The following is a 13450-nucleotide window of genomic DNA, read 5'->3' as shown; positions in this document are numbered from 1 at the left end:
AATGGCTGATGCTGCTATTGCTATATTTTGATTTTAAATTAATTTTTATTACCGTGCTATATTGGTGGCAATGTCATCCAATTCTCAACAGCTCATCCCACCGTGTAGTAAATCGCTGACTAATCCGCTCACGGCGCATCTGCCAGTCATCAGACAGCTTTTGCGAACCTAAAATCAGCTTGCCTTTGCCAAATTGCTTATTGATGGTATCCAGTGTTTGCATCAGGTTTTGATTTTCTAAATGCTCAAACTCATCTTGTTGTGCAAATAAATCATACTGCACACGATGGATGGATTCAATCCCACCCAATTCAATACCGCATTTCTTGTAATGACAGCCTTGTTTGTATAGGATTTTAAGCAGTTTTTGGGCATGTTGGTTTAATACTCGAGTATCGTTACTGCCTTTAGTAAGGGTAATGGTCTTTTTGCTATAATACTGCTGATGATTGCCAAATGGATTGGTTCGGATAATGACTGTTAGTGTATGAGCTAGAGTGTTTTGTTCTCTGAGTTTTTGGGCACCGCTAGCGATATGATAAGCGATGGCTGATTGCAATGGCTCAATCTCAGTGATTGCTTTGCCAAAGCTTCTGCTTCTAATGATGTGTTTCTTTGGCTCTTCAATTTCAAGCCCTGCACAGGGTTTGCCATTCATCTCTTGCCATGTTCTTTGGGTGGTGACGCTAAAATGATGCCTGATAAGATGTCTGTCAGCATCGACGAAGTCTTTGGCGGTGGTGATGCCCAGCTGTTTAAGCTGTAGTGCTGTTTGACTACCAATGCCCCATATTTCATCCACGCTTTGGCTTGCCAAGGCTCTGTGTTGAATGTCTTTTGACCAATCATCCCAAACCACCACACCGCCAAAGTGCTGTGGGTAGCTTTTGGCAAGGTGATTGCAGAATTTAGCCAGTGTTTTAGTTGGTGCAATGCCGACACAGGTGGGGATACCAACCCATTGCCAGACTCTGTCTTTGATGGATTTGCCTAAATCAGATAATTGATGCTGATCAATCCCTGTTAAATCCGCAAAACACTCATCAATCGAATAAATCTCAATAGCAGGGACAAGGCTTGCAATGGTGTTCATCATCCGAGCAGAGATATCACCGTATAGCTCATAATTACTTGAAAAGACGATGACTTTACCGCGATGAACAAGCTCTTTGATCTGAAAATACGGCACACCCATTTTAATGCCAAGTGCTTTGGCTTCAGCCGTGCGAGCCACTACGCAGCCGTCATTGTTTGATAGAACAACCACAGCTTTGTTTTTAAGCTTAGGGTTAAAAATCCGCTCACAAGAGCAATAAAAGCTATTGCCATCAATCAATGCGTACATGAAATATCATCTTGAAAAAAGTTACCGATATGATACTGTAAAGTTTATCAGATTGCAATTTGAAATTGGTAACTCTTTTCAACATGAACAAGTTAAGTGATATTGATAGCTTATCGCTTACGCACATCCTTAATCACATGCATCACCACACCGACAATGGCAAGTTCATCACCATCGCTAAAGGTGTAGTTAGGATAACTCTCATCACCACGACTGTTTTCAGAATGTAGTTCGACACATCCATCATCTAAGATGTGTAATCGCTTGATGGTGTATTGAGAACCCAAATCTGCCATGACAATATCTCGATGACTTGGGGTGATAGCACGGTCAATGACGAGTAAATCATCTTTATCAATCCCAGCATCGAGCATCGAATACCCACCACAGCGAGCGATGATGGTCGATGATTGATTACGCACCAAATACTCATTAAAATCCAAATAATCTTCGATATAACCCTCAGCAGGGGAAGCAAAGCCTGCAGGGATTTTCTCTGTGGCGATGGGTAAGTCAAGCTTAGTTGGATTAGGATGTGCGACCAGTGCATCTAATGGTACAGAGCCTGTAGTCAATACCACACCCAGCTTACCTGCTTTATTCTTTTGAATTAAAGACTCTACCATTGGCAATAAGTTTCTAGGAATCTTCTTTGCCACAGGACTACCAAATGGCGATGGCTTACGACCACTGCCTGCACGGCGACCGCCATGGGTGGATTTGGGACGGGATTCGGGTTTGGTATCATCTGATTGGGTCATGGTGGTGTCTTGAAAAAGGTTTCGGTTATCATAATTTATAAATTGCGATTAGTCAATGGGGATTAAAATTGCAATGCGATTGAAATATGTTCAAAGCCAAGAGAGGTCGTATTTGAAGATCAAGCGATTAAGAAACACAAAAATCAAAAATGAAATTATTTGACCATTGCAACATATACTCTCCGCNNGCGGAGAGTATATGTTGCATTTATTCAAGCTAAAATACCTAGATATCAAAATTACTGATTATAATTACTAATATATTATTTTATCATACTTAAAATTTTATCTTTACCAATCTGTTGAAGCAATATCTCAAGCAATTGATTTGGGTCTTTTAATATTCCATCATGCATACGATTTTTAAAGCGTGATACATCTTCACCGCATCGTAGCGCATCAAGATAATCCGCCCAAGTTTGCATCATCTCAGTTCTATCCTCCAAAAATTCAAAACGACCATAAGCTGTACCGTTTTGATCTTTAGTGATATGTCCCAAGCCCATTTCCACGAGTACGGCAGGGTATTTTAATTGTTCTTGAAGCATGGTTTTGGCAGATGCACGAAAGCCGTGAACGCAATGAATGTCTTTATAGCCCATCTTTTTAAGATGTTTGGTAACGGTATTTTCAGACACGACAGGTTGTTTGGTTGCAACAGTGCTATAAAAGACATACTCTTGATGACCGTTGATAGATTGTTGTTGTCTAAGAATATCAATCGCTTGTGTTGGCAATGGCACGATCATTTCTTTAACCATATTTTCCTTGCCTTTACCTTTGATTGGCTGAAATCGCCATTTTGATTCATTAAAGTCCACATCTTGCCATTTCATGTGTCGTAAGTCGCCATGACGAACAAATAATAACGCAGTCAATCGCAGTACATTAATGGTATTTGTATCCACTTTATTTGCCAACTCATCAATATCTCGAAGTAATTTGGCAAAGTCTTCAGGCTTGGTGATGGCAGGGCGATGACCGTAGCGGGGCTTGTCCAACTGAGTTTTGATACCTTCGGCTGGATTATTTTCGCAAAATCCACGAGTTTTAGCATAAATGAAGATGTCATTAGCTATTCCTGCGCATCGCTTGGCTTTATCAGTTGGTTTACCATTCTTTTGCAGACTGTTTTGCTGAATATCCAATAATACTTCCAAAAGCTTAGGTGCGCTGATTTCTTTCAAGGGCATTTTACCGATGTAGCCATTCATCAGAATAATACAATTTTGTTTTCTATTGAGCGTATTGTCTTTTAAGTTGTCTTTTAGTGTGTTAAAATACTGGTCAGCGTGATAGCTAAAAGTATTATCGATACTAAAATTTTGTTTAGTGTCTGCTTTTTTCTGTTCTCGGTGAACTTTTGGATCGATATTCTTGCTTAGCACTTCTGAGTATTCATGCCATAGTTCACAAGCACGCGATAAAGAAACACTTGGATAGATACCAAATGAGATTTTGTCTCTTTTACTTGTCGTTGGTGACATGTAGCGAAAAATCCAAGATTTTGTTTCGTTGGGGCGTACCAACAGATAAAGGTTGGAAAAACCTTTAACGCTGACATGATATTCTTTCTCTTCAGCTTTATGACTGCTAATACTGCGGTCGGTGGTGATGGGTTTGCGAGTTGTCATAAATTTTTATTGCCTTCATCGATGCTCTATTTTTCTAGTGTACCATACAGTGTACCAAGATTGCAGAGCTTGAGTGGTTAAAATGATACAATATGGCACACTAAAATCCTATAACTCATTGATAGATAAAGGTATTTGATACAGTATGGTACACAGTGATCGCCGAGTTAAACTCTCTCCGATCGCACCAAATTTCCTACTGATGAAGTAGGTAAAATTTTTAAAATAATGCTTGACATTGGTAAATTTTACCGTATAATAAGCAGTCTAAATTGATGCGGGGTGGAGCAGTCTGGTAGCTCGTCGGGCTCATAACCCGAAGGTCGTTGGTTCAAATCCAGCCCCCGCTACCACTTTTTTAAATCCTAAATTTGTGTTTTGATGAATTTAGGTGGTTTATTGCTGCAATGGTAGCATAAGCTGTCGGCTGGTATAAAGATTGCCCACCAACGAGAAGTTTTGTGGGTTTTTTTGTATTTATCATTTGCCAAACTTGCACAAAGATTGTGCGCTTTATTTAGGAAACACAATTTAAATCATGAAACCATCGAGCAAAATTGCTGAATTGACTGAATTGATTGCCCCTGCGGTTGCCGCTTGCGGTGTGGATTTGTGGGGCATTGAGTTTATGCCACAAGGACGCAAGTCGCTGTTGCGTATTTATATCGAAACCCTGCCAGAGGCTCGTGCCAATGGCGAGCATGTGACCATCGAAGATTGCTCAGCGGTGAACCATCAAGTCTCAGGCGTCCTAGATGTCCATGACCCCATCGCTGGCGAATATGTGCTGGAAGTGTCAAGCCCAGGCTTTGATCGTCCGCTGTTTAGCCGTGAGCAGGTCGCTGAATATGTCGGCGAGATTGTCAATTTACGCTTAATTCATGCCATTGGTGCTGGTGATGCCAAGCGTCGTAAAGTCGTTGGTCGTTTGGTCGAAGTCGGCACGGACACGATGAAGGTGGTTACCGAAGATAAGCTTGAGTTTGATGTGGTATTTGACAGCGTCGATAAAGCACATTTGGTCTATGAAGACTAAACCGATTTAACCAATTTTATTAAGTTATTATTCATTAACCCAACCCAAAGGATCTGCAGATGAGTCGTGAAATTTTGACCGTAGTCGAGACCGTCAGTAACGAAAAAGGGCTAAATCCTGAAGATATTTTTGAAGCGATTGAGCAAGCGCTCGTTGTTTCTACCAAGAAAAAAGTCTATACCGAACAGCCAGAAGTGGCGATTCGTGTACATATCGACCGCAAAACTGGCGATTATGACACTTTCCGCTACTGGACAGTGGTGGCTGATGAAGATCATGAGATGCCAGCGTGTCAGCTTGCCATCAGTGACTTGGACGAAAACGAATACAAAATCGGCGATATCGTCGAAGAACAAATCGAATCGATCGAATTTGGCCGTATCGCAGCCACCCAAGCTAAGCAAGTCATTATCCAAAAGATTCGCGAAGCTGAGCGTGCGTTGGTGGCGGATGCCTTTGAATCACGCTTGGGTGAGTTGGTAACTGGCGAAGTCAAAAAACAAAGCCGTGATGCGTATATCATCGACTTAGGTGAGGGCGGTGAAGGCTACTTGTCAAAAGATCAAACCCTGCCGCGCGAAAGCCTGCGCCCAAAAAGCCGTGTGACTGCGATTTTGTCTCAGGTGAATCGTGATGGCAGAAGTCCGCAGCTTGTGCTATCTCGCACCAACAAAGAGATGCTGATCGCTTTGATGCAAAAAGAAGTCCCTGAGATCAGCGAGCAGATCATCGAGATCCGTGATGTCGCGCGTCTGCCAGGTTTGCGTGCTAAGATTTCGGTTAAGACCAATGATCACCGCATCGATCCTGTGGGCGCGTGTATCGGTATGCGTGGCACGCGCATCCAAGCGGTGCAGCAAGAGCTTGATGGCGAGCGTATCGATGTCATCGTCTGGAACGAAGATCCAGCCCAGTACATCATCAGCGCGCTAGAGCCTGCCGATGTGAGCGGTCTGGTGCTTGACGAAGATACCAAGACTGCCGATGTGATTTTTGCGACCAATGATCAGTTGGCGCGTGCGATCGGTTCGCAAGGTCAAAATGTGCGCTTGGCATCTGAATTGACTGGCTATAAGCTGAACATGATTTTAGAATCAGAATATAACGAGCGCCAAGAGTCAGAAAACCAAGCTGTCATCGAGATGTTCTATGAGCGTCTGGAGGTTGATCGTGATTTGGCAGAAGTACTGGCAGAGGTCGGCTTTAGTGACATCGAAACAGTGGCTTATGCACCTGTCGAAGAGTTTTATGAGATTGATGGCCTTGATGATGAGACCATCGCTGCGATCCAAGCTCGTGCCAAAGAAGTCATCATCTCAGATGAATTGGCAAAACAACAAAACATCAAAGAGCCAAGCGCTGAACTGCTTGCTCTAGAAGACATGACGCCTGCGATCGCCTATAAATTGGCGGAGCGTGAGATCATTACTTTGGATGACTTGGCGGAACAAGCGGTATTTGATATCGAAGATATCGAAGGCCTAGATGCACAAAGCGCCGGCAAGCTGATCATGCAAGCTCGCCAATCATGGTTCGAGTAATCGTGGGCGCTGCAGTCGTGGGCGCACCACAATGAGTGCGCCGCTGATCAAATAATTTTGCCAAGCCTTGAGGTTTGGCATACAATACATAAAGTGGCGTTTGGCAGCGATGTCAAACCCACTTGCCAAACCAAAAAATTAGGTGATATGAATGGCAAAAACAGTCAAAGAACTTGCACAACTTTCAAAAACAACTCCCGAAACCATCTTAAAACAATTAAGCGATGCCGGTTTGCCAGCGCGTGGTGAAAACGACAGCGTCTCTGATATTGAACAAGAAAAACTGGTGGCCTTTTTAAAACAAAGCCACGGCGAAACTCCCAAATCTCGCATCAGCCTAAAATCAAAAACCACTTCAACCGCTCAAGTCACTGGCACATCAGGCAAAGCCAAGACAGTCAATGTCGTGCGCACCAAAAAAGTGGTATACGAAAAACCCGATCCAGCCAAAATCGAAGCTGAAATTGCGGCTAAAGCGCGTGCAGCCGAAGAAGCTCGCCTAAAAGAAGCCGAGGCCAAGCAAGCTGCTGAGCGCAGCAAAAAAGAAGCAGCTGAGCGTCAAGCAGCGACTTTGGCAGCGATGCGAGCCAGCAGCGCACCCACTGAAAAGTCTGATAATACCAGCAGCGTTGTGGTCAAAAAAGCCAAAAAAGATGATGCTGTAGAAGCGCCAAAAGCAGATAACAAGACTGATAAGAAAAAACCAGTCAAACCGGTCAAGCAAGAATCAGCCGAAGACAAAGCGGCTCGTGAAGCGCGTGAAGCCGAAGAAGAGCGCCTACGCCAGATGGAGGCCGAAACTCGCCGTAAAGCTGCTGAAGAAGCCCAAAAGCGCACCCTTGAGCAGATGAAACAGATGGCCTCGCGCTATAGCGACACCGATGACAATGCCAGCAGCACCATCGTGCGCACCAAAGATGATGCACCGCTGGCAGATGGCTTGGTGGGCGCGGCACTTGAAGAGTCGTTCGAAAAAGAGCGCCGTGAAATTAAGCGCGGCGCCACAGGCACAGCGGGCAAAGGTGCCAAAAAAGGCCGTAAAGGTCAGCAAGAAGAGCGTGAAATTAAAACTCGTTCAAAGGGCTTGAAATCATCACAAGCCAACAAGCATAAGTTTGAAATGCCTGTCGAAAAAATCGTCCACAATGTCGAAGTGGGTGAGAGTATCGTTTTGTCTGATTTGGCTCAAAAAATGGCCGTCAAAGTGCGTGAAGTCATCAAAACCTTGATGAAGATGGGTGAGATGGTGCGTGAATCTGATACCATTGATCAGATGACGGCGGCATTGGTGATCGAAGAATTTGGTCATAACTTTATCCCAGTCAGCGACACACAGCTTGAAGATGATCTACAAGTGGCAGTCGATGAAAAATCGGGCAATGTCCAAACTCGCCCACCAGTTGTGACCATCATGGGCCATGTTGACCACGGTAAAACATCACTACTGGATAAGATTCGTGCGACCAAGGTGGCATCTGGCGAAGCAGGTGGCATCACTCAGCACATCGGTGCCTACCATGTGACAACAGATCGTGGCGTGATTACTTTCCTTGACACCCCAGGCCATGCTGCCTTTACAGCAATGCGTTCTCGTGGTGCGCAGGCGACTGATATCGTTGTCCTAGTGGTTGCAGCCGATGATGGCATGATGCCACAAACTGAAGAGGCGATCGACCATGCGCGTGCAGCAGGTACGCCACTGATCGTTGCCATTAACAAAATGGACAAAGACACTGCCGATCCTGATCGCGTCATCAATGAGCTGTCTGTCAAAGAAGTCATCCCTGAAGAGTGGGGCGGTGATACCCCGATGGTCAAAGTCTCTGCCAAATCAGGCATGGGTATTGATGAACTGCTGGAAGTCATCAGCATTCAAGCAGAATTGATGGAGCTAGAAGCACCTGTCGATGGTGCTGCCCAAGGTGTGGTGATTGAGTCTCGCTTGGACAAAGGTCGTGGTGCAGTCGCAAGTCTATTGGTCAAAAAAGGCACATTGAACCAAGGTGATTTGGTCTTGGCGGGTGAATACTATGGCAAAGTGCGTGCGATGACTGATGAGAATGGTCAGCGTATCAAATCAGCTGGCCCATCGATTCCTGTTGAGATTCTAGGCTTGCCCGAAGCACCGGCAGCAGGTAGCGAATTCTTGGTCGTTTCAGATGAGAAAAAAGCCCGTGAAGTGGCTGATTTCCGTGCCGCTCGTGAGCGTGATCGCATCCTTGAGCGTCAAAACAAGATGCGCCTAGACACTCTATTTGACAGCATGGGTAGCGCAGAAGTTGCCACCTTGAACATCATCTTGAAGACCGATGTGCGTGGCTCGCTAGAAGCATTGCTTGGTGCGCTTGATGAGCTATCGACTGATGAAGTCAAAGTGCGCGTCATCAGCTCTGGTGTCGGTGCGATTACCGAATCTGATGTCATCTTAGCAGAATCCTCAGAAGCGGTACTGCTAGGCTTTAATGTGCGTGCTGACAACCAAGGCAAGCGCAAGGCAGATGAAGCAGGTCTAGACATTCGTTATTACAGCGTCATCTATGGCTTGATCGATGATGTCAAAGCGGCGATGAGCGGTATGCTTGCCCCTGAACATCGTGAGAAGATCTTGGGTATCGCTGAAGTGCGTGAAGTCTTCCGCTCAAGCAAATTCGGTGCGGCAGCAGGCTGTATGGTTCTTGAAGGTACTATCCATCGCAACAAGCCAATCCGTGTCTTGCGTGATGATAAGGTCATCTTCACAGGTCAGCTGCAGTCACTGCGTCGCTACAAAGACGATGTCAATGAAGTCAAAGCTGGCATGGAATGTGGTCTTGCGGTCAAGGGCTATGAGGTCGCTGCAGGCGATAAGATCGAAGTCTTTGAGATCCATGAGGTCAAGCGCGAGCTGTGATAGCCAAATAGCAAACGCCCCAAAAGTCACTGTGCTTTTGGGGCGTTTTATTGGATGACTGATCCAGCGATTAATCATTTGGATGGTTGGCTGGGTCGGCGTGCACCAGCAGATCCGCGCCTTCTTGGATGTCCAAAACTTCTTTTTGAAGTTCGGCGGTGAGGGTGTGCTCTTGCGTGATGGTGTGGGTCTGTAAATTGATGCGTTCGATGGTGTGCGTAGTCTTATGCACTGAGGCCGTCTCGCGTGATAATAAGATCTCAATCGGCGCCTCTTGGCTGACTGTAATCAACTCACCATTGAGCTGGATTTGGGCGCTGGCGCTTGATGGCGCATCGATCACTGGGATTTGTTCATCGATAGGCAGTGAGTCTAGCGGTTGATAGTCGATCACCAAATATTCTTCTGCCAGCGTGACAGGTACATGAACAGTACGCATACGGGTTTGTTTGGATAGTACCACCTTGCCCTTATGAATGCGATGTTTTTGGACTTCTGCACGCTCTTCTAGTAGCTCAAGCGTTTGCACATTTTGATCGGTTGTTTTCATGGTTGTCCTTAATGGCTAAGCCAACAGATGCCATCATCAAGGCGAAGACAGATGCCTCATCGGTGCCATCAAATTTAGCATTGAATTATCTAATAAGTTCAAAAAAAGTCAGAGTAAAACCCTGACTTTTTGATGTCTGTGATCAATCACAGGCCGCGAGCGCGACGCACTTCATCAGCGGTGATGCCATCATAAGTGACGATGTTGCCATCTTTATCTACGACATTACCCAGATCATCGACATTCAGCTCTTCGCGCTGGATGGTCTCTAGGATGGTCTCAGTGCGCGTCTCAGTGGTTTTGCCCAGTGAGATTTCTTCGGTCACATAGGTTTGTTTGGTGACATTGGCACGCTCCGCCTCCAGCTCGACGCTGATGGTGTCAGCACCCAAATCATCACCGATGCGACGATCGGTAGGACGATCCACCGCAGTACGCTCAATGTGCGCATGCTCTTCTTGCAGATCTACTTCAACGCGGCGATCTTCGGTTACCACATGCTTGCCGACGCTCACCACACCAGAGACGATACGATCTTTATTTACGGTCAAACGCTCTTCGAGTAGCTCCAAGGTATTTGGTGCGGTGTAATGCGTTTCGTTCAGATCCAAGCGGCTGTCAGCTGGCAGTGTATCTGCGGCATAAAATGCGCGATCTTTGTCAAATTGCTCTTGGTAGCTGTAGCTGTAATCTGGGTCATACGGCTCCATCGCCTCGACCTGATCTTTGGTCAAGCTATCAAAATAAACATCATCACCCACGATGCGCGACAATCCTGCTGGCACCAGTACTTCTTTTGAGAAGAACCATCCACCTGCATCCACCACCAAATAGCGGACTTTGCCAGTGTCAGCTTCGACCAACACATCTTGGACTTTACCGATTTTTTCTTCCCCTAAGCCATAAGCGGTGCTGCCGATAGGATTGTAATAACCTTCGCCTAAAACTTCGCGATGATTGGCTTCAATGTCATGTAAACGAACTAGCTTGCTCATAATGGTCTTCCTTTTATTTAATTAATATCATCAATGATTAAGTCATTGACCTATGACATCTTACTGATGTCTGATTGTAGCAGGTGTCATCCAAACATGACACCTTGCAAGTTGGCATCACATGTATTCTTGCTCTGTGTGCTTCCTTGGTTTTTAGTATAGGGGCTTTGGAATTTGAAAAATAGGCAAGTTTTGTCAAAAAATGATGCACAGGCGATGAGAATTTGCAAATCAAAGTAAATCAATGTAACGACGGGTAAGCAATCTTAATGCTGTGACAGCGGTGTAAAAAAGCGTTATTTATGCTGTTTTTTTCATAATTTTTCATTAATATGTCAAGTTTGACAAAATGCCGTGTTTGATGGCTAAGAAAAGCCATCGATGATAAAAACTGCCATCTTTTAACTGAATGTAAAATTTAAAAAGTCAGATCATTGGTTTCATCGCCAAAATACGCTATACTTGATAACAATATATCAGTGAATTTTTAGAGAGAAAATATGAGCCAACGCTTACAACGACTTGCTGATCAAATTCAGCGAACGCTAGCCACTTTGATTCGTGATGAGATTAACGATCCACGCTTGACGGGGTTTGTGACCATCTCAAGTGTCAAGGTCAGCCCTGATTTGGGTTATGCTGATGTGTATGTGACCATCCTTGAGCCACATAATGACACAGGCATGAACATTGATAGCCACCGTGAGAGTGTCGCCATCTTGAACCGTGCGTCAGGATTTTTGCGTACCGAATTATCGCACACGATGAAAACTCGCACCACGCCACGCCTAAGATTTCATTATGATGAAGTGACGGCGCACGGCAATCACATGATGGATTTGGTCAATCAGGCGATGAAAAAGACGCACGAAAGCGAGCAGCATTATGATGATGAGACGGCAGAGTGAACACTAAGACCGTCATTTCAGGGATTTTATTATTGGATAAGTCCCAAGGCATCAGCTCGCATTCGGCATTGGCAAAGGCGAAGTTTTTGTTCAAATCAGACAGCCAAGATTCCAAAAAAGCAGGACATACTGGCACGCTTGATCCGATGGCGACTGGGCTTTTGCCATTGGTATTTGGCGAAGCGACCAAATTTGCACAATATGGACTGGATGCTGATAAAGGCTATACGGCGACCATTCGCCTAGGCGTAGCGACCGATTCGGGCGATGCTGATGGACAGGCGATAGATCATCAGGCCGTGCCAAGTTTTGATCAAGCGATGCTCGACGCCATCGCTGATGCTATGACGGGCGCACAAAGCCAAATCCCACCGATGTATTCAGCACTCAAAAAAGACGGCAAAAAGCTCTACGAATATGCCCGAGACGGCATCGAGATTGAGCGTGCGCCACGAGCCATCACCATTCACCATTTGAGCCTAACCAAGCTCGGTGATGATGTCATCTCGCTTGATGTCATCTGCTCAAAAGGCACCTATGTGCGTGTGCTTGGCGAAGATATTGCCAAACGACTTGGCACGGTGGGGCATCTGACACGGCTGCATCGCACGATGACGGGCGATTTTGGTGTGGATGATGCCATCACGACCGATGCGCTAGATGCTTTGCCGATGAGCGAGCGACTGGGTAGGCTGCTACCGATTGATGCCATGCTGACACATCTGCCGACTTTGATGGTGAGTGATGATGAGGCGGCACGGCTAAAGCTCGGTCAACGACTGAATGTCAAAGATCGCGCGCTTTCATTGGCGGCATTTGATGAGACTTGCTTGGTAAGGCTGTATCAAGGCGATGAGTTTATCGGACTTGGTGAAGTGGCAAGCACAGGCAGGCTACAACCCAAAAAATTGGTGGCTTAGCGTTATTCAATTTATAAACTCATCTTTTACAGACCCATCGAATGCGTTCGGTGGGTTTATTTGTACAATTTCTCAGCAAATGTTACAAAATTTTTCAAGAAACTCATCAAATCGCCATGTCAAATACTTGCCTACCATGGGCTTTGGCCGTACAATAAACCAAAATCAACCCCAACGATAAATCAACCCCAACGATAAAAGGTGAAACCATGAAAAAACTGTCTGTACTGGCTTTGGCGATGATCACAGCGACCGCTGCCAACGCATCGATCTATGATACTCCGACCAATGCCGGTCAATGGTACTGGCAGGCTGATTTGGGCTATTCAGAGCTGGATTTTGATTTTGGTGAGAGTAACCGCACCGAAGATGGTGTCGGCGGCCGCATCAGCATCGGCAAGGATAAAGGCAACTATCGCTATGCTTATGACTACAGCTATTTTGGCAATGCTGAAGATAATTACTACTATCGTGATGGCACGGCTTATATCCACGATGAGTATAATGTCTACGCACATTCAATCGGTGCCAGTGCCTTTTATGACTTTAAAAATACAAGCAAGCTAACGCCTTATGTCGGCGCTCGTGTGGGTGTCAATTTCCTAAGCGATGAGCTGCGCCGCTGTGTGTCATCATATAGCTATGGCGGTGAATTCTGCGGCTACAGCGAAGATAATAACACCGATACGCGTGTTGGCGTCGGCGGTATTGTGGGCGTCAGCTACCAAGCAACCCCTGTGGTGGCGGTCAATGTCAGCGGCGAATACAACTATTTGGGCAAAGTAGGCGACATCAAAGTTGACCAAACGGGTGCCAATATCGGCGTGCGTATGAATTTTTAATACATTATTAGGCTTAAGAACCCATCAC

The 13450-nt window shown here is 45.5% G+C and carries 11 protein-coding genes and 1 tRNA gene; 7 read left to right on the top strand and 5 right to left on the bottom strand.

The features are described 5' to 3' along the window. Window positions 1-73: 73 nt before the first annotated feature. From B0681_RS03050 to B0681_RS03040, 3 genes are all read right to left on the bottom strand, one after another. Window positions 74-1345, bottom strand: coding sequence for a Y-family DNA polymerase (locus tag B0681_RS03050; protein WP_078317284.1), 1272 nt, complete (start codon window positions 1343-1345; stop codon window positions 74-76). A gap of 110 nt (window positions 1346-1455) precedes the next feature. Continuing rightward, window positions 1456-2106, bottom strand: a complete 651-nt coding sequence (locus B0681_RS03045; RefSeq protein WP_078317283.1) for a LexA family protein — start codon at window positions 2104-2106, stop codon at window positions 1456-1458. A gap of 263 nt (window positions 2107-2369) precedes the next feature. Continuing rightward, window positions 2370-3740, bottom strand: a complete 1371-nt coding sequence (locus B0681_RS03040; protein WP_078317282.1) for a tyrosine-type recombinase/integrase — start codon at window positions 3738-3740, stop codon at window positions 2370-2372. 276 nt (window positions 3741-4016) lie between these two features. On the opposite strand from B0681_RS03040, the gene B0681_RS03035 reads away from it, so the two are divergent. The 4 genes from B0681_RS03035 (at window position 4017) to infB (ending at window position 9207) form a co-directional block, all read left to right on the top strand. Next, window positions 4017-4093: transfer RNA gene (locus B0681_RS03035), tRNA-Met, on the top strand. Between the two features lie 185 nt (window positions 4094-4278). After that, window positions 4279-4776 carry a ribosome maturation factor RimP gene (rimP, locus tag B0681_RS03030; RefSeq protein ID WP_078317281.1) on the top strand — a complete coding sequence of 166 codons (498 nt, stop codon included), beginning with the start codon at window positions 4279-4281 and terminating at the stop codon, window positions 4774-4776. A gap of 59 nt (window positions 4777-4835) precedes the next feature. Next, entirely contained in the window at window positions 4836-6317 is a 1482-nt protein-coding gene (gene nusA / locus B0681_RS03025; RefSeq protein WP_078317280.1) for a transcription termination factor NusA, read from the top strand. A 151-nt stretch (window positions 6318-6468) separates the two neighbouring features. Next, the gene (gene infB / locus B0681_RS03020; protein ID WP_078317279.1) at window positions 6469-9207 is read left to right on the top strand and encodes a translation initiation factor IF-2; all 2739 of its coding nucleotides are present in this window, start codon (window positions 6469-6471) and stop codon (window positions 9205-9207) included. Between the two features lie 70 nt (window positions 9208-9277). On the opposite strand, the gene B0681_RS03015 is transcribed toward infB, so the two are convergent. Both B0681_RS03015 and B0681_RS03010 read right to left on the bottom strand, forming a co-directional pair. Next, complete coding sequence (locus tag B0681_RS03015; protein ID WP_078317278.1) at window positions 9278-9757, bottom strand: YsnF/AvaK domain-containing protein; 480 nt, start codon at window positions 9755-9757, stop codon at window positions 9278-9280. Window positions 9758-9903: 146 nt separating this feature from the next. Continuing rightward, window positions 9904-10755, bottom strand: coding sequence for a DUF2382 domain-containing protein (locus tag B0681_RS03010; protein WP_211271497.1), 852 nt, complete (start codon window positions 10753-10755; stop codon window positions 9904-9906). 497 nt (window positions 10756-11252) lie between these two features. Here B0681_RS03010 and B0681_RS03005 point away from each other — a divergent pair, with 497 nt between their 5' ends. The 3 genes from B0681_RS03005 (at window position 11253) to B0681_RS02995 (ending at window position 13422) form a co-directional block, all read left to right on the top strand. Continuing rightward, a complete protein-coding gene (locus B0681_RS03005; protein WP_078317276.1) occupies window positions 11253-11660 on the top strand; it encodes a ribosome-binding factor A in 408 nt (135 codons plus the stop codon). Further along, window positions 11657-12580, top strand: coding sequence for a tRNA pseudouridine(55) synthase TruB (gene truB / locus B0681_RS03000; protein WP_078317275.1), 924 nt, complete (start codon window positions 11657-11659; stop codon window positions 12578-12580). The genes B0681_RS03005 and truB overlap by 4 nt, the downstream gene beginning before the upstream one ends. Before the next feature lie 209 nt (window positions 12581-12789). After that, on the top strand, window positions 12790-13422 hold the full coding sequence (locus B0681_RS02995) for an opacity family porin (protein WP_078317274.1): 633 nt from the start codon (window positions 12790-12792) through the stop codon (window positions 13420-13422). Window positions 13423-13450 lie beyond the last annotated feature (28 nt).

The organism is Moraxella porci DSM 25326, assembly GCF_002014855.1.
GTDB classification, from domain to species: Bacteria; Pseudomonadota; Gammaproteobacteria; order Pseudomonadales; family Moraxellaceae; genus Moraxella; species Moraxella porci.
Note: the sequence above shows the minus strand (reverse complement) of the source record. Positions and strands in the feature narration are given on the sequence as shown.